The 25,348-nt window shown below is 62.8% G+C and carries 28 protein-coding genes; 9 read left to right on the top strand and 19 right to left on the bottom strand.

Annotated features, from left to right (window positions below):
* Positions 1–13 precede the first annotated feature (13 nt).
* Both QYH69_RS30850 and QYH69_RS30855 read right to left on the bottom strand, forming a co-directional pair.
* Entirely contained in the window at positions 14–190 is a 177-nt protein-coding gene (locus QYH69_RS30850) for a DUF1427 family protein (RefSeq protein ID WP_308835461.1), read from the bottom strand.
* Positions 191–194: 4 nt separating this feature from the next.
* Entirely contained in the window at positions 195–509 is a 315-nt protein-coding gene (locus tag QYH69_RS30855; RefSeq protein ID WP_374992532.1) for an AraC family ligand binding domain-containing protein, read from the bottom strand.
* A 248-nt stretch (positions 510–757) separates the two neighbouring features.
* On the opposite strand from QYH69_RS30855, the gene QYH69_RS30860 reads away from it, so the two are divergent.
* Positions 758–1,672 carry a LysR family transcriptional regulator gene (locus QYH69_RS30860; RefSeq protein ID WP_308835462.1) on the top strand — a complete coding sequence of 305 codons (915 nt, stop codon included), beginning with the start codon at positions 758–760 and terminating at the stop codon, positions 1,670–1,672.
* Between the two features lie 66 nt (positions 1,673–1,738).
* Here the strand turns inward: QYH69_RS30860 and QYH69_RS30865 are convergent, their stop codons facing one another.
* On the bottom strand, positions 1,739–2,326 hold the full coding sequence (locus QYH69_RS30865) for a hypothetical protein (RefSeq protein WP_308835463.1): 588 nt from the start codon (positions 2,324–2,326) through the stop codon (positions 1,739–1,741).
* A gap of 244 nt (positions 2,327–2,570) precedes the next feature.
* On the opposite strand from QYH69_RS30865, the gene QYH69_RS30870 reads away from it, so the two are divergent.
* Entirely contained in the window at positions 2,571–3,467 is an 897-nt protein-coding gene (locus QYH69_RS30870; RefSeq protein ID WP_308835464.1) for an alpha/beta hydrolase, read from the top strand.
* Between the two features lie 36 nt (positions 3,468–3,503).
* Here QYH69_RS30870 and QYH69_RS30875 read toward each other — a convergent pair whose 3' ends face one another.
* Positions 3,504–4,229 (bottom strand): transporter substrate-binding domain-containing protein, encoded by a 726-nt coding sequence (locus QYH69_RS30875; RefSeq protein WP_308835465.1) that lies wholly within the window; start codon positions 4,227–4,229, stop codon positions 3,504–3,506.
* A gap of 229 nt (positions 4,230–4,458) precedes the next feature.
* Here QYH69_RS30875 and QYH69_RS30880 point away from each other — a divergent pair, with 229 nt between their 5' ends.
* From QYH69_RS30880 to QYH69_RS30890, 3 genes are all read left to right on the top strand, one after another.
* The gene (locus QYH69_RS30880) at positions 4,459–5,256 is read left to right on the top strand and encodes an aldolase/citrate lyase family protein (protein WP_308835466.1); all 798 of its coding nucleotides are present in this window, start codon (positions 4,459–4,461) and stop codon (positions 5,254–5,256) included.
* Between the two features lie 97 nt (positions 5,257–5,353).
* Positions 5,354–6,562 (top strand): aminotransferase class V-fold PLP-dependent enzyme, encoded by a 1,209-nt coding sequence (locus QYH69_RS30885; RefSeq protein ID WP_308835467.1) that lies wholly within the window; start codon positions 5,354–5,356, stop codon positions 6,560–6,562.
* Between the two features lie 5 nt (positions 6,563–6,567).
* Positions 6,568–7,536: a LysR family transcriptional regulator gene (locus QYH69_RS30890; RefSeq protein ID WP_308835468.1), complete on the top strand. Its 969-nt coding sequence runs from the start codon at positions 6,568–6,570 to the stop codon at positions 7,534–7,536.
* Between the two features lie 47 nt (positions 7,537–7,583).
* Here QYH69_RS30890 and QYH69_RS30895 read toward each other — a convergent pair whose 3' ends face one another.
* The 4 genes from QYH69_RS30895 to QYH69_RS30910 form a co-directional block, all read right to left on the bottom strand.
* A complete protein-coding gene (locus QYH69_RS30895) occupies positions 7,584–7,814 on the bottom strand; it encodes a hypothetical protein (protein ID WP_308835469.1) in 231 nt (76 codons plus the stop codon).
* Positions 7,815–8,119: 305 nt separating this feature from the next.
* Positions 8,120–9,004: a cytochrome c gene (locus QYH69_RS30900; RefSeq protein WP_308835470.1), complete on the bottom strand. Its 885-nt coding sequence runs from the start codon at positions 9,002–9,004 to the stop codon at positions 8,120–8,122.
* A gap of 87 nt (positions 9,005–9,091) precedes the next feature.
* A complete protein-coding gene (locus tag QYH69_RS30905; protein WP_308835471.1) occupies positions 9,092–10,084 on the bottom strand; it encodes a Gfo/Idh/MocA family oxidoreductase in 993 nt (330 codons plus the stop codon).
* Positions 10,085–10,262: 178 nt separating this feature from the next.
* Positions 10,263–10,586, bottom strand: coding sequence for a hypothetical protein (locus QYH69_RS30910; protein WP_308835472.1), 324 nt, complete (start codon positions 10,584–10,586; stop codon positions 10,263–10,265).
* Between the two features lie 457 nt (positions 10,587–11,043).
* Between QYH69_RS30910 and QYH69_RS30915 the strand changes: the two genes are divergently transcribed.
* Positions 11,044–12,255 carry an L-dopachrome tautomerase-related protein gene (locus QYH69_RS30915; protein ID WP_308835473.1) on the top strand — a complete coding sequence of 404 codons (1,212 nt, stop codon included), beginning with the start codon at positions 11,044–11,046 and terminating at the stop codon, positions 12,253–12,255.
* A 5-nt stretch (positions 12,256–12,260) separates the two neighbouring features.
* Here the strand turns inward: QYH69_RS30915 and QYH69_RS30920 are convergent, their stop codons facing one another.
* Entirely contained in the window at positions 12,261–13,016 is a 756-nt protein-coding gene (locus QYH69_RS30920) for a hypothetical protein (protein ID WP_308835474.1), read from the bottom strand.
* A gap of 307 nt (positions 13,017–13,323) precedes the next feature.
* Between QYH69_RS30920 and gspK the strand changes: the two genes are divergently transcribed.
* Positions 13,324–14,334, top strand: coding sequence for a type II secretion system minor pseudopilin GspK (gspK, locus tag QYH69_RS30925; RefSeq protein ID WP_308835475.1), 1,011 nt, complete (start codon positions 13,324–13,326; stop codon positions 14,332–14,334).
* A 32-nt stretch (positions 14,335–14,366) separates the two neighbouring features.
* Here the strand turns inward: gspK and QYH69_RS30930 are convergent, their stop codons facing one another.
* The gene (locus tag QYH69_RS30930) at positions 14,367–16,028 is read right to left on the bottom strand and encodes a type II toxin-antitoxin system Phd/YefM family antitoxin (protein ID WP_308835476.1); all 1,662 of its coding nucleotides are present in this window, start codon (positions 16,026–16,028) and stop codon (positions 14,367–14,369) included.
* A 191-nt stretch (positions 16,029–16,219) separates the two neighbouring features.
* Between QYH69_RS30930 and QYH69_RS30935 the strand changes: the two genes are divergently transcribed.
* Entirely contained in the window at positions 16,220–17,104 is an 885-nt protein-coding gene (locus tag QYH69_RS30935; RefSeq protein ID WP_308835477.1) for a hypothetical protein, read from the top strand.
* Between the two features lie 111 nt (positions 17,105–17,215).
* Here QYH69_RS30935 and QYH69_RS30940 read toward each other — a convergent pair whose 3' ends face one another.
* The 7 genes from QYH69_RS30940 to gspG all read right to left on the bottom strand — a co-directional run bounded on the left by QYH69_RS30940 (position 17,216) and on the right by gspG (position 22,737).
* Entirely contained in the window at positions 17,216–18,241 is a 1,026-nt protein-coding gene (locus QYH69_RS30940) for a DUF4880 domain-containing protein (RefSeq protein WP_308835478.1), read from the bottom strand.
* A gap of 4 nt (positions 18,242–18,245) precedes the next feature.
* Positions 18,246–18,800 (bottom strand): RNA polymerase sigma factor, encoded by a 555-nt coding sequence (locus QYH69_RS30945; RefSeq protein ID WP_308835479.1) that lies wholly within the window; start codon positions 18,798–18,800, stop codon positions 18,246–18,248.
* A gap of 5 nt (positions 18,801–18,805) precedes the next feature.
* The gene (locus QYH69_RS30950) at positions 18,806–19,435 is read right to left on the bottom strand and encodes a secretin and TonB N-terminal domain-containing protein (RefSeq protein ID WP_308835480.1); all 630 of its coding nucleotides are present in this window, start codon (positions 19,433–19,435) and stop codon (positions 18,806–18,808) included.
* Between the two features lie 325 nt (positions 19,436–19,760).
* The gene (locus tag QYH69_RS30955) at positions 19,761–20,273 is read right to left on the bottom strand and encodes a type II secretion system protein M (RefSeq protein WP_308835481.1); all 513 of its coding nucleotides are present in this window, start codon (positions 20,271–20,273) and stop codon (positions 19,761–19,763) included.
* The gene (gene gspL / locus QYH69_RS30960; protein ID WP_308835482.1) at positions 20,246–21,724 is read right to left on the bottom strand and encodes a type II secretion system protein GspL; all 1,479 of its coding nucleotides are present in this window, start codon (positions 21,722–21,724) and stop codon (positions 20,246–20,248) included. Before gspL ends, QYH69_RS30955 begins: the two co-directional genes overlap by 28 nt.
* A gap of 79 nt (positions 21,725–21,803) precedes the next feature.
* Positions 21,804–22,274 carry a GspH/FimT family pseudopilin gene (locus QYH69_RS30965; RefSeq protein ID WP_374992533.1) on the bottom strand — a complete coding sequence of 157 codons (471 nt, stop codon included), beginning with the start codon at positions 22,272–22,274 and terminating at the stop codon, positions 21,804–21,806.
* A 25-nt stretch (positions 22,275–22,299) separates the two neighbouring features.
* Positions 22,300–22,737, bottom strand: coding sequence for a type II secretion system major pseudopilin GspG (gspG, locus tag QYH69_RS30970; RefSeq protein WP_374992534.1), 438 nt, complete (start codon positions 22,735–22,737; stop codon positions 22,300–22,302).
* 226 nt (positions 22,738–22,963) lie between these two features.
* On the opposite strand from gspG, the gene QYH69_RS30975 reads away from it, so the two are divergent.
* A complete protein-coding gene (locus QYH69_RS30975) occupies positions 22,964–23,401 on the top strand; it encodes a hypothetical protein (protein WP_308835483.1) in 438 nt (145 codons plus the stop codon).
* 65 nt (positions 23,402–23,466) lie between these two features.
* Here QYH69_RS30975 and gspF read toward each other — a convergent pair whose 3' ends face one another.
* Positions 23,467–24,684 carry a type II secretion system inner membrane protein GspF gene (gene gspF, locus QYH69_RS30980; protein WP_308835484.1) on the bottom strand — a complete coding sequence of 406 codons (1,218 nt, stop codon included), beginning with the start codon at positions 24,682–24,684 and terminating at the stop codon, positions 23,467–23,469.
* Between the two features lies 1 nt (position 24,685).
* Positions 24,686–25,348: ATPase, T2SS/T4P/T4SS family (locus QYH69_RS30985; RefSeq protein WP_308835485.1), on the bottom strand; the 663-nt coding region annotated here is incomplete at its 5' end.

Consider the following 25,348-nt stretch of genomic DNA (forward strand, 5'->3'; position numbering starts at 1 on the left):
GCCGCCGCATGAATCAACGGGCAATCTGCGTCATAACGTGCCGCACGAACGCAATCGCGTGCTCGCCGGTCAGCATGCCGAACAGGCCCACCAGTGCGATGGTCGAAGGCGCTGGCGATTTCACGTCGAGCAAGTTATAGATCAACCCCACCAGCATGCCGACCGCGAGCGAAACGAGATAGGCTTTCACGCCGTTAACCTCCAGTCTTTTGACGTAGACATCGCCCCTTTACATCTGCAGCACCACATGGCCGCGCGTTCCCTGCGCAACGGCCCGGTAAGCGGCCTTCGCATCGGCAAGCGGGGACGACTGCGCGATCAGCGGCGGCTCGAACCTGCCGGATCGAATGCGTGGACTCAGGTGGCAGCCACACGGCGCGCTGCGGCGGCACGACGAGCGCTTCCTGCCCGACTTCGACCCACATCACGCCGGAGACCGCATACAGCACCTGCGCCCACGAGTGCGAACGCGGGTCAATCCGCGTTCCGCGCGGATAATGCCTCGCCAACTACGTTCCGGGCCCTGCATCGTTGGAGAGGTCGGGAGGAAGAGCTTTCGGCATGATGGCTCCGTGGCCGTCGTTTAGCTTAAGCGTCTATGCTAAGCGCTTCGTGTGCTTCCGTATGATCGGATCGGGTCAAGCTGGTGGCCACGGTGTGTAGAATCGCTGTTCATTCGTCACGTCGAGGTCGCGCGTCGAGGTAGCGTGTTGAGATCCCTCGTTGAGATTGCAATCCGCATCGGAGTCCCGACCATATGAAATCGAGCAGCGAAAATCTGTCCAGCGGGATTGGCGTATTTGCCGCCGTCGTCGATACGGGAACGTTCGCGGCCGCATCCGAATTGCTCGAGATGTCGCCGCCAGGCGTAAGCCGCGCGATAGCCCGCCTCGAAAAGAGGCTGAAAATACGGCTCTTCAATCGCACGACGCGCTCCGTTTCGCTCACCGATGAAGGCCGCCGCTTTTACGAGCAGGTCATGCCGCACCTGCGCGGAATGGAGGAAGCCGCGGCGGCGGCGGCGGGAAACGCCGTATCCGTTCGAGGCAAGCTGCGCATCAATCTCGACCCCGTCATTTCGCGCAGCGTTCTCGCGCCGCCACTAGAAGCGTTCATGGACGCACACCCTGATCTCGAACTCGAATTCATTGCGCGCGACCACCTCGGCGATCTGATCGCCGATGGCTTCGACCTCGCATTGCGATTCGGCGAACCGCGCAGCTCGAGCCTCGTCGCGCGCAAGCTGCTTGAAACACCGGTGGTCACAGTCGCGGCGCCCGCGTACCTTGAGCAACACGGACGTCCCGCAAATCCACAAGCGTTGAGCGAGCAAACCCATCGGTGCCTCGAGTTTCGCAACCCGGAGACCGGCAGGCCCTACGCCTGGGAATTTCACCGCAAGCGCAAACAACTCGTCGTGCCGACGAACGGACGCCTCACCGTCAACGAACCCAGCGCGTTGCTCAGCGCATGCGTGGCCGGCTTCGGCATCGCCCAGATGCTGCTGCTCGTCGCAGAGCCGCTGATTCGCGAAGGCAAGCTGATCAATCTCTTTCCGGACTGGTCGGACGAGCGCTTTCCACTTTATGCCTATCATCCGTCGAGACATCACGTGCCCGCGAAGACACGCGCCTTCCTCGACTTCGTCGTCGCACTGACGCCGCACCCTTGAATATGCGGCGTGGCGCCGCGCAATGCCCGCATGCAGTCCGTTAAAACAGCCCCCGCATAACAGCGCTCATTGAATTCTGTCAGTTACGCGACCGACGAATTTCCAGCCGATCTCCGGTGTCCAGAAGTAGGTGTACCCGGTCGGACCGTCGATAAACACAGTCATCGGCTGGCCCGCTTCCGATTCCGGCTCGGTTTGTGAAGCAACTGAATACGCCGCATCGGCCATCTGAGCCGTCGCGCCGCGAGTCATATTCGCGCGCCAGCCATCGTTAACCGAATAGGTAAGTCGCATGGTCCTCCCGGCCGGAGGCTGGATATATAGCGTCAACGGACCACTCCCGGCGACGTCTTGCGAACCGCACGGTATCGGCGCGCGCGCGACTTCCACCGTTCCGGCTTCGGCGGACCCGGCCATCGCCGTTCCCGGAACACCAAATGTGCCGAATGTCGCGGCAATCCACACGGGCAAAAACAATGCATCACTTCCGCTAGCATGTTGCATGTTGATCTCCTCCTGAAGGAGACGCGTTGAACGATCTGCCCTTCGCGTGCTTATGAAAGTCACACGCAGGCCGTGATAAAAGCGAATAAAGAAATGCGACGGGCCGTCGCGACGGGCCGTCGCGCAAAGAATGCGAAAGCAAGGATTCACTGCGTAGTTTAGTTTCCCTTCTGATGACTGTTAGACGAAGCTTCATGCCGCAAATGAAGAAGGGGTATACCCCTTCAGACGAATGGTGCGTATTGAAATGCAGTACGAAAATCGCCGTGCACTCTTCGCGCGCGCGATTCTATAAACGTTGCATCACAAGTGACCGGCCGCACATTCCCGTGCATTGAAGAACGACTGCTTTGCATTACCATTTCGCTAATGTGCATCTCTCAGGAGAGCGAACATGGCCAATCCGCAGATCGAATGCATTCGCGAATTGCTGGCCTCTGCGCCGCGCCCTACCGGTCTTGCCGAACGGCGCACACGCCTGCTCTCGCTCGTCAGCCGCTACGCGATCCCAGCTGATGCGCATATCGAAGCCGAGAACGCCGATGGCGTTCCGGCCGAATGGACGTCGACACCTGCGGCCGACCCCACACGAGTTGTCCTGTTCCTGCACGGCGGCGCCTATATCTCAGGCGGCATCGCCACACATCGGCATCTGGTCGCGGAGGTCGGGCGCGTGACGCGCGCCCGTACGCTTGCACCCGATTACCGGCTCGCCCCCGAGCATCCGTTCCCCGCCGCGCTCGAAGACGCGTTGACCGCATACGGCTTTCTGCTCTCGCGAGGATATATGCCGGAGAACATCGCACTAGCCGGCGAAAGTGCGGGCGGTGGACTTGCGCTCGCGATGCTGATCTCGCTGCGGCAAATGGGTGTGCCGCTCCCGTCATGCGCGTGGTTGAGTTCGCCGTGGACCGATCTGGAAATGACCGGCGATTCGATGGATTCGAAGGCAGATGTGGATCCGCTGATACAGAAACCGTATCTGCTCGAAGCGGCCGCGTCCTATCTGAACGGAGCGGACGCACGCATGCCGCTCGCGTCTCCGTTGTATGGAGACCTGAGCGGCCTTCCACCGTTGCTGATTCACGTCGGCACCGCGGAAACGCTGCTCGACGATTCGGTGCGGCTCGCACGCCACGCGGCGCAAGCCGACGTGCGCGTGGTGCTCGATATCTGGCCCGACATGATTCACGCGTGGAGCCTGTTTTATCAACAGCTCGATGCCGGGAACCAGGCGCTCGCATCGATGGGGGCGTTTGTTCAGCAGATGTTCGAGGCCAGACAGCCGTAACGTCGCGTCGCTGCGTTGCGGTCACATCACGCGAGGCTATCGCAACACAGGATCTATCTCGCGCTCGCTCAAACCGAATCGCGCCATGCTCTGCCGATGCTTGGCAGAACCGAGATGAACGCGCAACTGTCTGTTCACCGCGTCGACTAAAGCGCGATTTTCCTTTCTGAATGAAAACGCTCCGACCGGCGCACTTTTACCGTCACCCAAGGCCGACTCATGTGCGACTGCTTCGACGCGCGTAAGACCGATACGTTCGGCGACGATCCGGTTGCCGAGCGCGGTGCTGGCATATGCATCGATTTCACCTGACTCCAGCGCTGCAACAGCCTGCGCCTGCTGTTCGAAAAGTAGAATCTGTACATCACGTACACCTTTGGCTTGCGCGGACCCGTGCTGGACCTGCCCGACTATCACACCGAGCCGAGCGTCGGAGCGTTGAGCGATGGACTCGTAGCTATACAATGCCTTGGGATTGCCGCTACGCACGAGAAATCCGTCGCCGATCGCCCATACCGGTATGCTGAACTCCACCTTCGCGAGACGTTCGGGCGTAACGAACAGCGGAACATTCATATCCCAACGCCCGCTCTGAACACCGGGCAGCAGTTCGGCAAACGTTGTCAGCCGATGTTCGACATGTGTGACGCCGATTGCTCGCAAAACCGAGTCCGCCAGTTCGATATCGGCGCCTGTCGCCGACTGATCCGGGTTGGTCCAGCCAAACGGCGGCTCCTCGATATAGGCAAGAACGACCTTCACCGCACACCTCCCCGAATAGATGTTACCTGTCAGATAGCACTACCTAAGCTCGAGCGCCGCTTGCAGTGCAAGCTCGCACACGCTTCGCGCACTTTTGCACGGACTATTTTGGCCGACTCGCGTGTTATCAGGAATAGGCAACGAGCGGCCGTACGCCGCCCAATCCGTGCCGCTCGATCTGCGCGGCCCGACCGATCCCGACTTCCATTCAAGCAAGAGGAGCTACCCGATGCAACAAAGCCCAGCCAACCCGTCGGCTTACCTCTCCAACCCGCTGCAAAAACCTGAAGGCGTGACGCTAGGAATCGGCGTCACGTCGCCGTCCCCCGAATTGGTGCAAATGTTCGCGCGTGCCGGTTTCGACTATGTGCTGATCGACATGGAACATGGCCCGATCTCGATCGAGACCGCTTACAGAATGGTCACCGCGACGATCGGCACCCCCGCCGAAGCGTGGATTCGCGTCACGCACAACGACGCCGCCCAGATCAAGCTCGCGCTCGACAGCGGCGCAAAAGCCATCGTCGTGCCGATGATCACCTGCCTCAAGGACGCTCAAGATGCCGTGTCCTACGCCAAATATCCGCCGCAGGGCATCCGCGGCTGGGGCCCGTTCCGCACGCAATACCAATGGCAAACCAATATGCTCGACTACGCGAAGCGCGCGAATGCCGAAACGCACGTCTATATGCTGATCGAGCATCCAGGCGCGGTGCGCGACCTCGATGCGATTCTGGACCTCGAAGGCGTGGCCGGCGCCATTCCGGCGCCGTTCGATCTCTCCGTGAATATGGGTTACAGCGACGGCCCGAACCATCCCGAAGTGCGGAAAACAATCGAAGAAGTGATGCGCAAAATCAAGGCCAAACGCCCGCGCCTGACTTCATTCGCGATCACGCCCGAGCAGGCGGCCGAAGCGATACGTCTCGGTGTGAACGATCTGTTTCTCGGCTTCGATCCAATGTACATCCAGGCATCGGTACAATTGTTCATGGGCACGCTCGCAAAACTGCGCGGCGAAGCCTGAATCCGGCGGCGAACCCGCGCGCCACGCCGCCCGGGTCGCCGTGCCAGGCATAATCATGCGCGCGCCAACCTCATTAAAACAGAACCGATCCGCGCCCATGAACCCGAATCTCCCAACGACAGTCGGCATCAAACTTCTGCACACGCCTGGACCCACACACGTACCCGACCTCGTGCGCAACGCGATGAGCGCGCAGCCATTCGATCTGAACGATCCGCGCCTCACTGCCGTAATCGAAAATTGCGAGCGCGGGCTGCAACGGCTGCTCGGCACGAAGCACGCGGACGTCATGATGTACGCCGCGAACGGCCACGGCGCGTGGGAAGCCGCGATCGTCAATCTGCTGCCGCCCGGCAGCAAGGTGCTCGTCGCCGGCAGCGGACATTTCAGCGAAACCTGGGCACAGGCCGCGGAAGGCTGCGGCGCGTATGCGATCCGCACCGAAGCGCGAGCCGGCGCGCCGATCGATCCAAGCCTCGTCGAAGCCGCATTGCGCGCGGACAAATCGCATGAAATCGTCGCAGTCTTCGCCGTGCAGACCGATACGTCGACGGGCGTGACGAGCGACATCCGCGCGGTGCGGCAGGCAATCGACCGCGCGCAGCATCCGGCGCTACTCGTCGTCGACGTCGTCGCATCGCTTGCCGCAACACCGTTCGAGATGGACGCGTGGGGCGTCAACGTCGCGATCGGCGCCTCGCAAAAGGCATTGATGCTGCCGCCGGGCATGTCCTTTACCGCCGTCGACGAAAAGGCGCTGAACGTCGCGCGCGATAATCCGACGCCGCGCGTGTACTGGAACTGGAATTTGCGCAAGAGCCCGCTCGGCTACCGCAAATTCTGCGGCACGCCTCCCGAAAGCCATCTGATAGGTCTCGAGGTATCGCTGCAGCTGATCGAACGCGAAGGGTACGACGCGGTGTTTGCGCGGCATTTGCGCATCTCGCGCGCGGTCCATGCTGCCGTCGAACGATGGGGCGAGCACGGCGCGCTGTGGCTGATGACGAAGGATCCGGCCGCGCGCTCCGCGTCGATCACCGCGATCGGCGTGCGCGAAGGCATTGACCCGGCCGAGATCTATACGATCGCGCGCGAGCGCTTTCAGGTCGCGCTCGCGGGCGGTCTCGGACCGCACAGCGGCAAGGCGTTTCGCATCGGGCATCTCGGCGACATCAACGAGGCGATGATTCTCGGCTGCCTCGCAGGCGTCGAAGCAACGCTACGCCTGATGAACGTGCCGATCGGCAATGGCGCGCTCGAAAGCGCGGTCGCGGTGCTGAACGCGCATATGCCGCCGGTGCGGTGACGCGCGTGAATTCCGACGACCTCGAACTGTTCGCGCGCGTCGCCAGAACCGGCAGCATCTCCCGCGCGGCGATGGAACTCGGTGCGAACCAGTCGACCGTGAGCCGCCGCATCGGCATGCTCGAAGCGGAGCTCGGCGTGCGGCTCTTTCGGCGCAGCGGCCGCGGCGTCTGGCTGACCGAACACGGCGAACAGCTGCTCGGCTACGCGACGGCGCTCGAACGCACGCTGCACGAAGCACGCGATGCGATGCGCAGCACCGTCGGCCTCGGTCCCGCGAGCCTGTGCATCGCCGCCCAGCCGACCATCGCACGCATCATGTTCGGCAGTCTCGGCCATACGCTCAAGGCACGCTATCCGAACACGCGCATCCGGTTTATCGAGGGCCTCGCGAGTCATATTCTCGGCTGGCTTGCCGACGGCGAGGTCGATCTTGCGATCATGTATGTGCCCGAGTATCCGGGCTCGACGCAGTTCGATCCGCTGATGTCCGAGCAGGTCTGCCTCGTCACGCCACCCGATTTCGCGCACCCCGAAGGGCCGGTCGACGTGCACCTTCTCGCGCAGGTGCCGCTGATCCTGCCGAGCACGCATCATGGCTTGCGCGTGATGGTCGAAACGGTCGCGGCAAAGCATGGCTTCACACCAAACATTGCGCTCGAATGCGATGGCTCGATTTCGATCACCAAGCGGCTCGTGCTCGCGCATTGCGGGTGCACGGTGTTGCCCTCGGCCTCCGTCATCGAGGAAGTCGCGGCCAAACGGCTCAACTGCTATCCGCTGCAAAACCCGGTGATCAAGCGCGATGTCGCGCTCGCATGGCCGCAGAATCGCGTCATACCGGATGGGCTGTGGGACGTCGCGCATATGATTCGCGCGCAGGCCGCGGAACTCGTCAACAGCGGTGCGTGGCCGGGCGCCACGCTGCGCGAGGGCGCCGGCGCGCAGGAGCCGCGCCGGTCCAGGGCAGGCTGAACATGCCCGCGCTGAAGCTCGAAGCGAACGCTCGACGCCAGCAGCACCTAGCCGCCGTTCAAACGCGCGACCGGCGTAATCTGCCGCGGATCCATGCGCAGTTCGATCAACGCGGCCACACCTGCATGCTGCGCGCGTTCGAATGCAGCCGGAAATCTTCCGTGCGCTCGCACGAAGGCGAACAGCTGGACGTCCATTGCATCGAGCACCCAGCCAAGAAAGCAGGCCCAGAAAGTGCGGCGCTGGGTAGGCGCCATCGTGCTGTACCACGGCTGCATTGCTTATCTCCGTTGCAAACAGGTTGCTTGTTGTTATGTCCGGTGCCCAGACGTCGCCCGTTCGCAGTCGCGTGTTTCACGTATTTTTGATGCTTGACGCGCTTCGAACGTTTTAAGGCGCTCGAGAGTAAGCCGGTGAATGCTATTCGGGCTCATGGCGTGCCGTGCATACCAGCTTTGGCTTCCATGCAATTTACACAAGGAACGTGGCAACACGCGCGACGCGGCGCCTTTGCGGGCGCCGGTTCGTCGCGTCGAGGGAAGAATCGAAAGGAGAGGAAGGGAGAAAAAAGCGGAGAGTGAGTCTACTGCTTCGCGCTCGCCATCGCGTGCAGGTATTTCAGCAGCGCCTCGATATCGGCATCCGGGATCACCGAAGGCCCGAAGCCGATCATGCGCTGCTCGGGCCAAGTTCGCACCTTGTGCGGATCGCGAATCAGCGCGCGCAAGCCTGCGTCCTTGAAGTATTGCGTGACGTTCATCGGCTGGCCGAGATCGGGGCCGACATTGCCGGCGCCGCCGCCGTTCATCTTGTGACACGCAATGCATTGCACGACGAATACGTCGTGACCGCGCTTGACGCCGGCATCGCCCGCAAACGCCGCGGGCACGGCAAGCTGAGGCCAGCGATGATCGGGGCTTTCGGCGAGCGAAATGCGCGCCACTTTATACGGCCATTGCTCGCGGCTCACGCCCGAACGCTCCGGGAATTGCCAGATCAGATAGAACGGCCCTGCAGACGCGGTTTCCTTCGGCAGCGCGGGCCACGGGTGCGCCGGGTCTTCCACCGCAAGCCATGCGATAGCACCGTTTTTCGCACCGCGTTGAACGAGCGTCAGCGGAATCTCGCTGACGAAACCGTCGGTGGCCTGCACCTCGACCGTATCGAAGTGCGCCTCGGGATGATTGCCGAGCAACGCCAGCACCGGCACCGCGCGATATTCGACCTCGTGCCGATAGATATCGCCGCTCACGGTACCGGTCAGATTCACGCGTTTGTTGTCCGGTCTTCCGAGCAATTCGCTAGCGGTAAAGCTGCGTTCGCCGTCGCTGCTCTTCACCACTAGCGCAGGTGCATCGGCAAAGGCCTGAATGCCGATACCGAGACTCGCGCAACACAATGCGAATCCGGCCGCGATCTTCACTATCTTCTTCATGGCATCGGACACATCGAACACATCGGAGTACATGGGTCGCATCGAACGGAAAATGCTGGCTGCGAGCGTCGCACCTCTCACATCGCGCGGCGCGCAAAGAGGCACACTCGCAGCGCTAACTTAGCTAACGGCGAGCACCGGATCAAGCTCGACGCGCTCGCCGGTCGCCGCAGACCGCACGATCGCTTCGCATACGGCAACGACATGGTACGCATCGTCAAGCGGCACGGGAAACGGCGCGTAGCCCTTCACGGCATCGGCGAACGCTTCGAGCTCGATGCGCTCGATATCGACCGGCGCGTAGTCGAACACCTGCGCAGGCGAATCGTTGCGCCGCGTCACCTCTAGCCGCGCGATGCCGCGCAATTCCGCGTGTGCCGCGGAACCGAACGCGTGCAGGCGCCAGATCATCGGCGTCGCGAGCATTGTCGACAGCGAGGCGCTCGCGCCCGAAGCGAACTCGAGCAGCACCGCCGTCACGTCGTCGATTTCGGATATCATCCGGCTCGACGATACGGCTACTACGCTTTGCACGGGCCCGAGCATTTCGATCATCGAGTCGAGCATATGGATGCCGAGGCCCATCAGGCCACCGCACGGTACTTCCGCTGGATCGAGACGCCACGATCCAGCGGGATAAAAGCCGATCGCGTTGGCCGAATAGTTCGCTTCGACGTGCAGCAATGTGCCGAGATCGCCTGAACGCGCGCGCGCCATCAGATCGCGAACGGCTGGCAAAAACCGGCGATTCATGCCGACCGCGAGCACGACGCCGGCCGCCTGCGCCGCTTCGATGCATCGCGCAGCCGACACGCGATCGAGCGTGAACGGTTTTTCGCAAAGCACATGTTTTCCGGCGGCCACGGCGGCAAGCACCTGCTGCGCGTGCTGCCTATGCGGCGTCGCGAGCACGACCGCGTCGATCGCGGGATTCGAGATCACGTCGTCATAGTGACTCGTAAGCGGAATGCCGTGCGTATCGGCGAATTCCTGCGCCCGGCCGACGCGTCGCGTCACACCGGCCACGAATTGAATCTTGCCGCTTCCCTGCAGCGAGAGCGCGAGCCGTTGCCCCCATCTGCCCATGCCTACGATCGCCGCGCGAACCGTCATTCGCGCCTCCCGGCAATCCCGTTAGCTTTCTGATTGTTCAGCCTGGACATCGATGGATCCTCTTGCGTACGCGTGCGGACGAGGACGTCCCGCCCGGCCTTCTTTTAAACGCTTGGCGCTGATGTTTATTCCGAGGCACCGGAACGCGCGCGAGAGCACAGGATGTCGATGCAGCGGCTCACTGAAGCTTGCTGCGTTCTTCATTACAGCCGCGAATCGCGCTCACGATCGCTTCCTCGCTGCCGGAGAACGCATCGACGACAGCGTAGATACCGCCCGCGTGATCGCCCGCCACAGCCGTGCCGACACGGCCGTCCCACACCTGGTCGCGCAGCGACATGTCCGACGACGCTTCGATAGAGGCCGCGCGCTCTTCGTGCCAAAGCGCTGCGCCGCCGGCAACCGCGAGCACGATCGCAACGGCTGTGCCGCCCGCGAGTAAACGCTGAACAAAGGTTTTGCCCTTCTGCCGCAAAACCGGACTGACTTGATCGATCCACATTTCCCGACTCCATTGCAACGCAATTGACTGACAGGCACTGCGCCTGTGGCCATGCATCTGCAAAAAACGGGCGAAGCGTTGCCGGTTTGAAGCGAAGCGTTGCGCGGCGGGCATCTGCGCCCGGGTGCGGGAATTCTCCAGACGTGTCGGCGGCGGTAAAACGTTTTGTCGGCGACAACACTTCGGCGCGCGGTGTTGGCGCATGCCATACACAGCAAAACGTCGAGGGCTGCTCGCCAGCCCGTACGCGGCTTTCCATTTTCGCCGGGTATTGCAGAGCGGAGTCGGAGCATGCATCTGCGACAAGGCGCAAAGCGGCGACCTGATTCAATCGAGCCTTGAAGCGTTCGCATGCGCGTAAAGCACAAAGCCGAAGCGCGTGCTTAAGCGCGTGTCTGAGCTCGTGTCTGAGCCCGGACACCGAACGCGATCGAACCCGCATCGAGGAGGGTGCCGCATGACCTTCGGCAGCTATGCAGCAGCGGCGGCAGCCGTAAGCGCCGCTGCGCTCGCCGTTTGCGTGGGCCTCGCACACGCGCAAACCGCCACGCACGACGATGTCCTGGCGCTGCCGCAGGAACGCTCGATCGGCCATATCGAGCCCGTCCACGAGTTCTATGGTGCAATGCCGTCCGGTGTCGCGAAAGCGCCGAACGGGCGCCTGTTCGTCAACTATCCGCGCTGGGGCGACGACGTGCCGTTCACGGTCGGCGAGATTGTCGACGGGCACGTGGTGCCGTATCCGAATGCGCGCATCAATCGGCCGGACCCGATGCATCCGGGAACGACGCTGCTTAGCGTACAGAACATCGTTGCCGATTATCGCGACCGTCTGTGGATACTCGATACGGCCGCGCCGAAATTCGCGCCGCCCGTGCAAGGCGGCGCAAAACTCGTCGCCGTCGATCTCGCGACGGACAAAGTGGTGAAGACCATCGTCTTCAAGCCGAACGTGTTGCTGCCGATGTCGTATATCGACGATGTGCGCTTCGATTTTCGCTACGGCAAGGAAGGCATTGCGTATCTGTCCGATTCTTCGCCGACGGGTCCGGGCGGCATTATCGTCGTCGATCTCGCGAGCGGCGACGCATGGCGGACCCTGGAAGCGCATCCGGCCACGCAGGGCGACCCGGCATTCATTCCCGTTGTCGAAGGCATCGAAATGACCGAGGACGGTCCCGGCGGCAAGCCGGTACCGACGCATTTCGCAGCGGACGGCCTCGCGTTGTCGGCGGACGGCAACATTCTCTACTTCTCGCCCCTGTCGAGCCGGCATCTGTATTCGGTCGCGACGCGGTTTCTGCGCGACCGCAATGCCGATGACGGCGAAGTCGAAGCGAGCGTGCGCGACCTCGGAGAAAAAGGCGCATCGGACGGCCTCGCGTCCGACGCCGACGGCGCGGTCTATGCGGGCGATTACGAGCGCAACAGCATCCGCAAGATGCTGCCCGACGGCACATGGGTCACGATTGCGCACGACCCGCGCATTCTGTGGCCCGATGCGTTGTCGATCGGCACGGACGGTTATCTGTATTTCACGGCGAATCAGCTCAACCGCCAGGCGCAGTTCAATCATGGCCGCGATCTGCGCAAGAAGCCTTATACGCTGTTTCGCATCAGGATCGATGCACAGCCTTTGGAACTGAAGCCGCAGGCTTCGACGCCATAGCGCCTTTACTCTTCCTCAACGGCCTTATCGCCTTCGAGAAACTGCTCGAATGTGCGCATCTCGGCACGCCCCACGCCGCGTAACGTGAGATCCGCGATCCGGCCGACGCGCTCGACTCTCTCCCAACGAATAATCTCCGCGCTCGTCGGAAACGGCGTGCGCACTGCATCGCGATAGATCACGCGGTATAAGCGCGCATCGGGCGCGCCGCCACGCCACAAATCGTTCGCGGACCGAAACCGTCCGTCGAGCCAGAAGCGCGTCCACAGCGTCACGTCGCCCTTCCGATGCTCGGCCATAAACCCGGCCAGCACGAGCAGCACGTAAGGCAGATCGCGTTGATCGAGCAGGGGATATGCCCACAGATTCATCACGTCCGCGTATTTGACAAGCGCGGTAAAACGTTCGAGCGTAAGCGCCGGCGCCGTATGTCGCGCAATACGGAAATGCCGCTTCCAGTTGAACAGAAACTGCGCGCGATGCGCGCGCGCCGCATGAAGGTCGGGCACGTGCGCACCGATCTCGAAGCGCTCGAGCTGATAGTTGGTCGTAGTCAGCGGACAGCGCGCGGTGTCGTCGTCGCGGCGATGCTTGTAGTAGCGATGGCCGCGCCGCTGATGATGGGTCGGCACCCATTCGCCCGAGCAAAGCGGACAGCGTATCGTGCCGCCCTCCGTATCGCCCGCAGCGGCACCGTCGCGCAAGCCATAGGCTTCGATATAGCGTTCGTCGAGCGGGTGAAGCTCATTGTCCACGGTCATGACGCGCTGGCGATAAAGAACAGGTTGTCGACGGCGAAGCGGGAATCGCCAGTTATCTGGAATGTTCGTCGGCAAACAAGCATGTGCAGTTGCGCTTGCGGGCCTGCATGCAGCCCAGCGGGCGACCTGTTTATCGCGACATCATAGCCGCCCGAGGTGTCATTTTTTTGCGAATTGTTCCGTAGCATTCTGTCAGCAACGTTTGTCACGCTAAAGCAAAACAGCAGCCTCTATCATCTGTGAAGCCAGCCTGCGTTTCCTTTTCAAGGCGGCGTTCATCAACGCATCCGATCGACCGGAGCCGGCCATGAATCGACTCGCCGATACCATTTCTTCACGTACGCACGAGCAATCGCTCAAGCATGAACGCGGCATTGCGATCGTCACCGTGCTGCTTGTGGTCGCGCTCGCGGCAACGCTTGCGGCAAGCGTGCTCTGGCGTCAGCGCGTCGCGACCCGCGACGTCGAGAACCAGCGTCTCGCGACCGAAACGATGTGGGTCGAACGCGCGGCCGTCGAATGGGCGCGCGCCACGCTGCGCGCGCAGAGCTCGACGTCGAACGTCGCATTCATCGGCCAGCAATGGTCGGCGCCCGTCAACGACGTACAGTTGTCGAATCTGCTGCCGCGCGATGCGATCGCAGTCAACGGCGAACTCGCGAACGCATGGATCTCCGGCCAGGTCGAAGACGCGCAAGCGAAGTTCAATCTCGCCGACCTCGTTTCGCGTCCCGGGCCTTCGCAACCGTGGCGCATCGACGCGAACGGTCTAGCCGCCTATAGCCGGCTGCTTGCCGCGCTGTCGTTCGACCCGGCGCTCGCGCAACCGACGGCCGACTACATCCTGCGCTCGTTGCGCGACGGCACCGGCACCGAAAACTGGCCGCTGCAACTTGTCTGCGCCGCGGACCTGCGTCGTATTCCCGGCTACGACGCAGCAATCGTCCGAGCGCTGACGCCATTCGTCACGGTACTGCCCGACATCACGAGAATCAACGTCAACACCGCGCCCGAACCAACGCTGGTGGCCGCGATTCCCGGCATAACCGCAGCTCAGGCGCACGCGATCGTCGAACGTCGCAATACCGCGTATTTTGTCAGCACCGCCGAAGTTCCGGTCCTGCTGGCCCCTCCGCAACAAGCGGTCGCCACGCTAGCGGAAGGCGCGCTGATCGACGTGAACAGCGGCTATTTCATCGTGCACTGCCGGATCCACTCGGCGCGTATCAATACGCGCATCGATACGCTGATCGCACGCTACGGCATCGGAGATTTCGCATGGACCTCGGTCGTCTGGGTGCATCGCGTGACGACGTAACCCCGAACCTGACCACCGCTCAGCCAGCCAACTCAATTCATCGATGTCTTGCGCGGCGGTTCGCGCAATTCGCTTGCCGCGTTCGCATATCCGCCGAGCGCAAGCCGGTCGAGACTGCTCTCGCGAATCTCCGACTTCATCCGGTTCCACTCTTCGACGGAAATCAGAAACGCAATCGCCTGCCCGTATTTCGTGACCATCACGGGCGCTTCGACCGCATCGCGCAATGCCTTCGACGGATTGCTGCTGAAGTCGCGCGTCGCCATCGCCACCGCGCGCTGCTCGGCAAGCGGCTCGGTATCGAGCTCGACCTTGTGCCGTTCGGAACCCATCAATATGTCGACAGTTGCCGCACACATCGTCTGCGCAGTGACGGCCGGCACTTTCGCTTCGCGCTGCTGCTTGCGCATGCTGCGCGAATCGACATGCGCGGCGATTGCATCGACAAGCGGTGCAAGCTCATGCGGCGTCATCCGGTCGTAGCGCTGCCAATGCTCTTCGCCGAACGCGACCATCATCCCCGCGTAAGTCGCGGTGATGCCCGACGCCACATGCGATGGCAGACGTTCGAATTCACGTTCGTTCAATTCCTGCTGCGCCTCGACCACACGCACGATCGCGCTCAACACGTTATATGCAAACGCGGCCACGCCGAATGTCAGCAACGCGGCGCGCGGCGGCCCCGCCGACATCATTTCGCCGTTGAAGACAGGCTCGAGCGGCACCGGCAGCGTGGCGCTCCAGGGACGGCACGACAGACGCGCAATTTCCTGTGCGTCGAGCTGCGCCACCGGCACATTCGTCAGAATGCGAATCACGCGTTCGCCATCTCCATTGCTGCGATGGAGCCGCAACTCGATGCGCCTGAACACGATCGATGCACCGAGTTCATCGGCAATGCTCACTGGCTGCTCGTATACGACGCCGCTTTCGATGCGCCCTTTTTCGACGAGGCGATCGAGTTCGCGATGCTCGGGCGTGCAACCGTGCTCCTGGACGATAAAGGCGCTACAGCGGCGCGGCCAGCCATTGAGAATCGCGCGCGTGCTGAAGCGCCGGTCGACAATCCATAGCTCGCCGGGCTGCACCGCATCGAGCAGCGAACCCGTGATCGCGCGTTCATGCATGTCGTCGCGTTCGCACGGCACGAGATCGACAATCATTGCGAGATCGGGGTCGTAGACAATCAGCGATTGCGCGGCCAGCGCGGCGCCACGCAGCGCGTTCAGCGGCGTCGCAACCGGCGCGCAACCGTCCGTCCCAGGCGCGCATTTCGTCCCCGCCGGCAAGTGGCTGCCATGCAGGACGCGCATGCGATAACCGTGCACGGTCGCCGGCATCGCGCGCTGCGGCGGCTGCGCCAGCGCGCACAAACGTTGCGCGCTGGCGCGCACGAGCGCGCGGCCCCAGCCCGAACGCGTGCGGCTGATCCGGTCATGCAGCGTGGTGATCGACGCCGGCCACTCACGCGGTACGTGCGGCACGCGCGCCGCATCGCCCGACGGGCGACGCAATCGGGCCGACAGCGTCGACATCACCTCGACAGTCGTGCTGAACAGCGACTCGCGCAATTGCAGGCTGGCGCGCACGTCGACCTGTTCGAACAGGTCGGCTACCCACTGCGCGTCGAGCGCGCATTGCAGCATCAGGCGCGCCATCAAGGTCATCGGGCTATGCTCAACAAAGCGTTGCATCACTGCGCGTATCACGTTATCGCCTCGTCTTGGTCCGGTGAAGCATGCGAATACACTGACACTGCCTGTTTCACGTTGCCTGAATTGCCCACTCATCAGCGGCACCGCCGGCCCTGCTGATTGACCACCATTGACGATTCGTTTTCAGCGACTCAGCATCCTGCTGAGCGAACCATCCCGGAGGAACCTTCATGTTCGTCGACTCACGCGTGGCGCACGGCCGCGCGAAATTCGAACTGAACCGCTCGCCGCGTATGTTTGCCGACGAACGCCGCGGCAAGCTTACCGAGATCGTCACGAAAAGCCTCGACGACTTCACGGGTGCGCCGACGCGCCGTTCACTGATGCGCATGCTCTCGCATCAGGTCGCGCCGAAGCTCGAGCGTCTCGGCCTCGAGCCGTACGTCGGCTCGTTCGGCAACAGCGAAGGCCTCTACGTCAACTTCGCGACAATGAGTGCCGAACACGGCCTGCGCGAATTCCAGCTGCAAGTCACCGTACCGGATCTCGTACTGACGAGTTTCTCGTCGACGGCCATCAAACCGCATGCGGTTGCACGCTGCATGCAGCGCAACGGCGTGATGTCGCTCGACGGTATCGAGCGCGAAACCGGCGCTGCATTCGTATTCGCGCGCACGCTGCGCGCGCTTGCCCAGCTCGAACAATGGAAGCAGGCTGTCGTGCCGACCGCGAACGGCCTCTTCGTGGGCGACGTGATCGACAACGGCGACTTCCATCTCAAGACCTATTTGCGTCCATCGTCCAACGGGCGCGCTTCGCGGTGGAGCGGCGTCTTCGCGCTCTTTTCCACCATGCCCGCCTGGACGCTCTCTCAGATTCACGACGGCAGCGACCTGCTGCACTGGATGATCGGCGAGATCGTCGCCTTGCGTAAAAGCGCCGCGCTCGCCGAGCGTTTTCCATTTCTGCTCAAACCCTACGAAAGCGTCGACGATCCGCTCGACGCCGCGTGGCACGGCGCACCCCGTGCGGCGCAGCCTGCGGCAAGCGCGGACGCGCGGTCCTTGCCGCCCGCTACGGACAGCAATGAGGAAGAATCGCGCCGTTCATCGTGAACGCGTGTAGAGAGCAGCCTACATAGACAAGGTCGAAAGCTCGCGGCAAAACCCGCAGACTTTTCAGCGGATACCGTGCCGGCAGCTTTCGACAGGCGGGGGGAATCGCGACTAGCTCAGCAGGACGATATTGCCAGGCAGCTGCGTGATATGCGCGCCGTAGAGCTTGCCTAGCATGCCGACCACGTCGTCGAGCCTTGCAATCGGAAATTGCGCCTGGATGCGGTTTTCGCCGAGCGCCGCATTGCGCAGAATGATCTTGCCGGGCCGGTAGCGGTTGATCTCGTCGACCACCTGCGACAAAGGCGCGCCGTTGAAGACAAGCACGCCGCGGCGCCACGACGTAATGATGGACGGATCGACGTCCGACACCGTATGCACATTGCGGTCGTCATAGACGATCTGCTGCGAGGGCTGCAACATCAGGCGCCTGCGCGGATGCTCGAAGGCGACCGTACCCGAGATGCATGTGACGCACACCTGTCCGTTCAAACGCCTGATATCGAAGCGCGCGACCTGTGCCTGCATCCTGCCCTTGCCCGCAACGACCGCAATCGTGCGCACCGGTCCCGCATAACCGGCCGGCGGCTGCGCAGCGACGATCTCGGCTTCGCCCGCGACGAGCTCGACGCCATGCATCGTGTCCTGCGTGTGCAGCCGGTCCATGCGCGTCTGCGTATTCATTTCGATGGCCACGCGTTCCGACAGCACCACGCGGCGCTGCTCGCCGGTGCCCGTGCGCCAGTCGGCCGCGAAGTCGCCGAGCGCGGGCCACAACTGCATCGGCGGCCTGATTGCGAGCCATGAGGCGCCGGCCGCGATCGCGAAGCCGACAAACGCTCGACGGCCGGGCCGCAGCGGATGCGCCGAACGATGGCCGGCATGGCCGCGCCACGCGCTACCGTTTGCGCGCTCTTCCTCGGCAATTTCCGCAGCCGCGCTGCGCAGCGACGTCCATGTGCCGCGCAACAGTTGCGCGGTTTGAGGATTCGTCTCGCACCACTGCGCGAACGCCTGCTTCTCGTCTTCGCTCGCGTCGCCGGAGCGCAAACGGACGAGCCACGCACTCGCTTGTGCATGGACGTCAGTCGCGGTATCGGCATCGGCTTTGTTCATCGCGCTTGGTTCGTCGCTCACGTGCTCAAAATTTCCTTGGGCCGGCAGTCGATCCCGCATACGGATCGCCGGCTTCCTGCATGCGCTTCAGGCAATACTTCATCGCCGCACTCAATTCGCTTTCGACGAGCCGCAGCGAAATGCCGAATTCCTCGGCAATTTCGCGGTTCAGCTGGCCTTCCACGCGGGCGGCCAGCAGAATCGCGCGGCGCCGCGGCGTCAAACCGCGCAGAATATCCTTCAGCGCTTCGACCTTGCGGCGTGCAGCTACGATCCGTTCCGGGTCCGCAAGTTCATCGGGCAGTTCGAGCAACAGCTCGACATCGTCTTCGTCGTGCTCGTGACGGCGCTCGCGACGATGCTGATCGATCACGACGTTATTGGCCATACCGAGCAGATAGGCATCCGCGTTCGCAACCGGCGCGGCAATGTTCGCGCTTTCGAGCCGCAGCCATGTTTCATGCAACGCATCGGCCGCGCCGTCCTTCGAACCGGTTATGCGCTCGAGCCGCTTGGCCAGATACGAATAACGCGAGACGAGCAGCTTCCTCAGTGCCTGCGCACGACTGGTGTCGGACATGACCCCTAACCTCGCTTTTCCGCCGGCGGGCAATTGATATGCACGCCATTGCCGGACGGCCGCAACAGAATCGTCACGGGCTCGGGCAGTCCGGGCGGCGGCGCAGCATCGAGCTTCAACGTGCGCAGCGCCGCTTCGATCGCGGCATCGCGCCGCGGCGAACCGCTCGATGCGACCAGCTCCGTCGCGCTGACCACGCCTTTGTCGTCGATGCGCAGTTGCGCGACGAGCCGGTAATTGCCGGGGCGCGTCGCGTCCAGCGCGCATAAGGCATCGGTCAGGCGTTCCTGAATCATGGCCGCATAAGCGAGCTGTTCGCCGTCTTCGCCGAGGCCGTCGACGGGCAGCGCGACCGGCAATGGTTGCGTCTGCACCAATCCGGATGCCGTAGCGTCGGGCGTGGCGGGTACGGTTTGCGCGACGATCATCGCTTCGTCTGGACCGGAGAAATCGGCTTGCAGGCCGGTGCCTTCGAGCACGCGCGCGAGCGCGTCGCGAGGCGCGAAGTCACCGCTCACTGCGGCGCTCGTCCTTCCTTCGAGCAGCGGTGCGGGCGCAAGCAAAACCATTTCGGTCATGCGGCCGAAGGCCTGAAGCGTCAACGCAAGCGGCTGCGCGGGAAGTTCGAAATGCATGGTTCTTGCGGACTGACTCCGGACAGATTCCGCATCCTGTGCCTGCGCACCGCGCATAAGCAGCGCGCACAGCATGAGACAGGCGACCAGCGTGACGACACTGGTCGGTGCCCGGGAATCTGTCATGAATGAAAAGCCGGAAATGAGGGGACGGCGTGCCATGCCGTCGCTGCGAGCGCGACATAAATGTCGACAGTGCCGCTGGACGACGTATCGTATGGACTGAATGTGACAATCAGAAGTCAACGAATGAGACGATTTGACATGATTCGCATAGTGGGACGAAGCATCGGCGCGGACCGATTTCCTGGTCGGCCGCACGGTGTCATTGCTCCAGTGCCGGTTGTAGCGCGGCCGAAATCGTGACCTGCCCGGGCTTGTCTTCGGCGCTTGCGCGCACGCTGATCACGCGCACGTGATCGTCGCGGCGCACCGCGTCGAGCCATGTCATCCATGTGGCGAACGGCACGCCTTTCGCATCGATCTGCACGCCTTTGCCGAGCACCGTCAGTTTTGCGTCCGCAATGCCGGTTTGCCGCAGCGATGAGTCGAGCGCATCGCGCAAGGCGGCGCCGGTCGGTGCGCGGCGCGCGGCGGCCGCTTTCAGATGACGCGCCTGCTCGACTTGCACGCGGATGTCGGCGAGTTGCGCTTCGAGCTCCGGCAGGCTTGCGGCAATCTGCGCGCGGCCGTCGAGCGCCGGTTCCCACAGCACGTTATAGACAATCGCCGCTAGCGCGACTGAACCGCCGGCAAGCAGCAGCTTCTGTTCGCGCGGCGGCCGCTCGCCGAACCAGCTTTTGAACGGGATCAGCGCTGCGCGGATCTGATTGACCATTTGCCGTTGTCCTCCTGTGCGGACAAGCCTTGCGCCGCGAGTCGGCGTGTCAGGCCGTCGCTGTCGACTGTCGTGCCCGCTTTGAACGTGACGTCGAGCGCGTTGCTGTTGTAGTCGAGACCCGCGATCGCGCTCGACGGGATCGAGCCCAGCGCGCGGGAGAGGCTCGACGCGAGCACCGCGAAGTCGTCCGGGCGCGGTTCGCCGGCTGCGCTGCGCAAGCGCGCGAGGCCGGTGGCCATTTGCGCGTGCGGGTCGAGAATGACGGTGGCGTCGGGGAATGCGGATTTGACGAGCTCGGTCATTTCCGCGTTTAGCGCGTCGCGGCGATGGCGCAGCTGAATCCATTGCACGTTGATCGCGACGAGCGAGACGATCAGCGCCGCCGCGACGAAGCCGATTGCGAAGCGCCACGGTTTGAGGCCGCCGGCGCCGACGCCCGATCGGCCGCCGTTGGCGAACTCGAACTGGCAAAGGTCGAAACGGCATGCTAGCGCGTCGCGGGCTAGCGATGGCCAAGGCAGCGTTAGCGCGGCTAGCGGGAAAGCAGTGGATGGTGAGTGTGGCGATGCTTCTTCGAGCGCCAGCGAATACACCGCTAATGGCTGACGCTTTGCAAGCTCGGCAATCGTGGCGTCCAGCTGCGCGGCGCGGATCGTCATGCCAAAGCCAAGCATGCCTTGCCGGACTGCGATTTCGATGTGTTCCTCGTTACCGCTCGCGATCGTGGTGTCGGCGCTGGCCGAACCGTCGATCGCTTGTTCCACGGCTTTTGCTTCGTCGATGCGGTTTGCCTCGGCATTCAGGCGTCGCCGGATGTTATGCCGCACGATCAGTGCGCTTGCGGCCAGTACAGTATTTGCCTCGGCTTCGTTTGCGGCGGCATGGTTCGGGTCTTCGGGAACGTCCTGTTGCGGTTCGAATAGCGCATCACGCTCGCCCGCTTCGATTCCGACCTCCTCGCGCTGCACTTCGTCAGCGTGTTGATCTGCTGCTTGCAGTGCCTCGGGCAACGGAATGCAGTGAACCAACGGCACCGCGCGCAGCTTTCGATGCCCGGCCGCCGTGAATCGCTCGATCACGCCCGCAAACCATTCGCGCTCGACAACCGCGGCGTATCGCTCGCCTTGCTGATCGCTGTCCGGGCCAACAGCGACATGGCTGTTTTGCGCGTCCCGAATCAGATGTTCTTCAACGACGTTCGGCAACACTCGACGCAAACGCGGGCCCGCGACAGGCGGCAGATTCACCTTCAGCAAAAGCGTGTCGCGCGCGGCGACGATGAGTACCGTGCTTGGCGCGCGAGGTAATCCGGCAAGCGCAGCGTATCCGGCTCGCGTGATCTCGCCGCTGCGATCGAGCAACGCAAACGGCATCGGCATCGCATCGACGCCCTCCGCCGATGCAGCATGCGCATCCGCCGATGGCAATAACACGATCAGGCTCGACATAACGAAGCCCCCTCGCGCTCGCACGCGTAGTCGTATTTGCGCGTTTGCCGAACGAGATGTTGCTCGCGATCTTGAATACTCATGGCCGCCGTACCGCAAAGTTGCCGATGCCGGTGCCGACCACGAGCAGGCTCACCGCACCGGAATGAAGCGTAATCGTCACCGGCACCTCGATACTTTCGTCGCCGAACACCACGCGTTGAATGCCCGCGCCGCCTGTGTAATGAATCGACACGCCGGTCACGTCGGCATTCCATCGATGCGGACCGAGCACGTCGTCGCTCAATGGCAGCCACTTGCCGTTTTCCGCGCGCTGGAAGAAGCGATATCCGCCGTCCACCGGCTGCCATGCGATCGATGCCGACCGCACCTGCGCTTCGTCATCGGCCGACTCGAGCAACGTAGCGAGACGCTGCGCTTCTTCGTTCAGATCGGTGCGTTTATTGCGCGATGGCGCGAGCGCGACGACCGATATCAACAGCCCCGCAATCATCAGCACGACGAGCATCTCGATCAGCGTGAAGCCGCGCGATGAGGCGCGGTGCGACACGCTTCGCGCGATGCAATGCGAGCGCCTACTGCCACGATCCGACATCGGCATCGTTCGCCTCCCCGCCGGCCTTGCCGTCGGCGCCGTAACTGAACACGTCGATTTCGCCATGCACGCCCGGCGCCAGATACTGGTACTGATTGCCCCACGGATCGTTCGGCATACGCTCGAGATATCCGCCAGTTTTCCAGTTGTTCGGCACCGGGTCCGTCGTCGGCTTTTCGACGAGCGCGCGCAAGCCCTGTTCGCTGGTCGGATAACGACCGTTATCGAGCCGGTACAGATTGAGCGCCTGCATCATCGTGCCGATATCCTGCTTCGCGGCGACGCGGCGCGCTTCGTCCGGGCGGCTCATGATCTTCGGTACGATCAGCGCGGCGAGAATGCCGAGAATCGCGATCACGACCATGATTTCGATCAGCGTAAAGCCGCGCTGGGTGCGTGCGCGCCATGTGCACCATATGTAAACGCGAGTGTGCGAAAGCGTTGGAACCGCTTGTCCTTCAGGCCTATTCGAACCAGTCATCACAAGTTCACCCTCTCGTCCAAAAATACGGTTACGCGTTGTATGCGTGCGGATGCTTGTCACATTGCTCTGTGCGCAGGTCATCGACGCAGTCGTTTCAGCCACAGCCGATGTCGTTTCTCTCGATGTCGTTCATACGGTTCAACCAGCGGGAATTCACGCCATGCTTCGCATCAACTTCACGCATCGGTTTATGTCCTTGCCTTTGCTCGGCGCCGTCGCAGCCCTCGTGCTGTTCAGCGCGGTGCTCGCGTGGTGGGCCCATGTTTTCATGGCGCCCGCTCCCGCCGCTTTGCCGCAGCCCGCGCCGGCCGCCGCGCTCGACACCGCCGCCGGCGCGACGCTGTTCGGTTCGCAGCCCGACCAGGGCCCGCGCGATACCGTGCAACTGCTCGGTGTCCTGTCGTTCGATGCGCATCACGGCGCGGCGATCGTCAGCGTCGGCGGCGAGCCCGCGCGCGTGATCCGCGTGAACGGCAAGCTCAACGATTCGACGACGCTTAGCGAAGTGCGCGCGCACTCGATCATCGTCAAGCGCGGCAGCTTGCAGCGCGAAATCTCGCTGCCGGCCGTCGAAAATCCGAGTGCGTTTGTGCGCTAGGCATTCGCGAAAATCGGTGGATTTGCTCGAAGCGCGGTTCGGTGCGTCGCAGGTTGAACCGCTCATCACTGCACCATATTGTTCAGTTCGATGATCGGCATCATCACCGCGAGCACGATCACGAGCACCACGCCACCCATCGCGAGAATCAGCAACGGTTCAAGCAGGCTCGTCAGGAACATCGTGCGGCGTTCGAGCTCGCGCGATTCGCCTTCCGACGCGCGATCGAGCATTGTCGTTACGTCGCCGGTCGCTTCGCCTGAACGGATCAGGTGCACGAGCACGGGCGGAAATGTCTTCGTATTGCCGAGGGCGCGCGATAGCGATGTGCCTTCGCGCACACGCACGATCGCATCGTCGATGTTGGCGCGCATCGCGCGGTTGCTCAGCGTTTCGCCGGCCGCCTGCAAGGCGCGCAGAATCGGCACGCCGGCCGCGGTCAGAATGCCGAGCGTGCTGGCGAAGCGCACCGTGTTGTAACCGCGAACGAGTTTGCCGAATAGCGGCGAGGTGAGCGCCCATTTGTCGAACGCGAGCCGCGGCCCCGTCTGTTTCAGAATGCCGCGCGCGATCCATACCATGAGCGCCACGCCGATCAGCGCGGCCCACCACCAATGACGCACGAAATTCGATAGCGCGAGCATCGCGACGGTCAGGAACGGCAACTGCTGTTTCGTGCTGGTAAACACGTTCGCGACTTGCGGCACCACATAGCTAAGCAGGAAAGTGACGATGCCGAACGCGATAACCGTCACGACCGTCGGGTACGTGAACGCAAGCAGAATCTTCTGCTTTAGCGCGTTGCTCTGCTCGATATAGTCGGCAAGGCGCGCCAGCACGATGCCGAGCTTGCCCGTATGCTCGCCGGCCGCGACCAGCGCGCGATAGATATCGGGAAAGTCACGCGGATGCTGCGACAACGCATTCGCGAGCGAATGGCCGCCTACTACTTCCGAACGGATCGCCGCCATCAGTTCGCGCACGTAATCGCGCTCGGCCTGTTCGCTAAGCACGGTCAGCGTTTCGCTAAGCGGCAAACCTGCGATCAACAGGCTCGCAAGCTGGCGCGTGAGAATCGCCTGCTCGCGCTGCGACAGCTTGCGGCCCAGCGACAAACGCTGACTGCGCTGGCCTTGCGATCGCTGCGCCGCGAGTTCGACGACAAGGGGCGTCAACCCTTGCGCACGCAATTGACTGCGGCCCGCTCGCGCGCTGTCCGCATCGAGCACGCCCTTGAGCGTCTTGCCTGCCGCGTTGATCGCTTCGTAACGGAATGCCGACATGTCATTCTCCGCCTGTCACCCGCAACACTTCTTCAAGGGACGTGAAGCCCGTCGTGAGCCAACGGTTCGCATCTTCGCGCAGGGTGCGCATACCCTGCTTGCGGCTCGTCGCGAGAATTTCCGTATCCGATGCGTTGCGGTGAATCAACGATGTGATTGCGTCGTCGACGAGCAGCAGTTCATAGACGCCGCGCCGTCCCGCATAGCCCGAGTGTCCGCATTTGTCGCAGCCGACCGGATGCCATTGTTTATGGCCGTCTTCTTCGCGCTCTTCCTTGCACACGGGGCACAGGCGCCGCACGAGACGCTGCGCGAGCACGCCGAGCAGCGACGACGCCAGAAGATACGGCTCGACGCCCATATCGGTCAGACGCGTGACCGCCGAAGCGGCATCGTTCGTGTGCAGCGTCGCGAGCACGAGGTGGCCCGTCAGCGACGCCTGCACCGCGATCTGCGCGGTTTCGAGGTCGCGGATTTCGCCGATCATGATCACGTCCGGATCCTGACGCAGAATCGAGCGCAACGCGCGCGCGAACGTCATGCCGATGCGCTCGTTGACCTGCGTCTGGCCAATGCCCGACAGATCATATTCGATCGGGTCCTCGACGGTCATGATGTTGGTCGTGGCCGTCTCGAGGCGCGACATCGATGCGTAAAGCGTCGT

Source organism: Paraburkholderia sp. SARCC-3016 (assembly GCF_031119615.1).
GTDB lineage: Bacteria > Pseudomonadota > Gammaproteobacteria > Burkholderiales > Burkholderiaceae > Paraburkholderia.

Coding starts and splice junctions, on each gene's coding strand:
- QYH69_RS30860 (WP_308835462.1), top strand. CDS start 758: ATGAAATCGAGCAGCGAAAATCTGTCCAGCGGGATTGGCGTATTTGCC.
- QYH69_RS30870 (WP_308835464.1), top strand. CDS start 2,571: ATGGCCAATCCGCAGATCGAATGCATTCGCGAATTGCTGGCCTCTGCG.
- QYH69_RS30880 (WP_308835466.1), top strand. CDS start 4,459: ATGCAACAAAGCCCAGCCAACCCGTCGGCTTACCTCTCCAACCCGCTG.
- QYH69_RS30885 (WP_308835467.1), top strand. CDS start 5,354: ATGAACCCGAATCTCCCAACGACAGTCGGCATCAAACTTCTGCACACG.
- QYH69_RS30895 (WP_308835469.1), bottom strand. CDS start 7,814: ATGCAGCCGTGGTACAGCACGATGGCGCCTACCCAGCGCCGCACTTTC.
- QYH69_RS30900 (WP_308835470.1), bottom strand. CDS start 9,004: ATGTACTCCGATGTGTTCGATGTGTCCGATGCCATGAAGAAGATAGTG.
- QYH69_RS30905 (WP_308835471.1), bottom strand. CDS start 10,084: ATGACGGTTCGCGCGGCGATCGTAGGCATGGGCAGATGGGGGCAACGG.
- QYH69_RS30910 (WP_308835472.1), bottom strand. CDS start 10,586: ATGTGGATCGATCAAGTCAGTCCGGTTTTGCGGCAGAAGGGCAAAACC.
- QYH69_RS30915 (WP_308835473.1), top strand. CDS start 11,044: ATGACCTTCGGCAGCTATGCAGCAGCGGCGGCAGCCGTAAGCGCCGCT.
- QYH69_RS30920 (WP_308835474.1), bottom strand. CDS start 13,016: ATGACCGTGGACAATGAGCTTCACCCGCTCGACGAACGCTATATCGAA.
- gspK (WP_308835475.1), top strand. CDS start 13,324: ATGAATCGACTCGCCGATACCATTTCTTCACGTACGCACGAGCAATCG.
- QYH69_RS30930 (WP_308835476.1), bottom strand. CDS start 16,028: ATGCAACGCTTTGTTGAGCATAGCCCGATGACCTTGATGGCGCGCCTG.
- QYH69_RS30935 (WP_308835477.1), top strand. CDS start 16,220: ATGTTCGTCGACTCACGCGTGGCGCACGGCCGCGCGAAATTCGAACTG.
- QYH69_RS30945 (WP_308835479.1), bottom strand. CDS start 18,800: ATGTCCGACACCAGTCGTGCGCAGGCACTGAGGAAGCTGCTCGTCTCG.
- QYH69_RS30950 (WP_308835480.1), bottom strand. CDS start 19,435: ATGCATTTCGAACTTCCCGCGCAGCCGCTTGCGTTGACGCTTCAGGCC.
- QYH69_RS30955 (WP_308835481.1), bottom strand. CDS start 20,273: ATGGTCAATCAGATCCGCGCAGCGCTGATCCCGTTCAAAAGCTGGTTC.
- gspL (WP_308835482.1), bottom strand. CDS start 21,724: ATGTCGAGCCTGATCGTGTTATTGCCATCGGCGGATGCGCATGCTGCA.
- QYH69_RS30975 (WP_308835483.1), top strand. CDS start 22,964: ATGCTTCGCATCAACTTCACGCATCGGTTTATGTCCTTGCCTTTGCTC.
- gspF (WP_308835484.1), bottom strand. CDS start 24,684: ATGTCGGCATTCCGTTACGAAGCGATCAACGCGGCAGGCAAGACGCTC.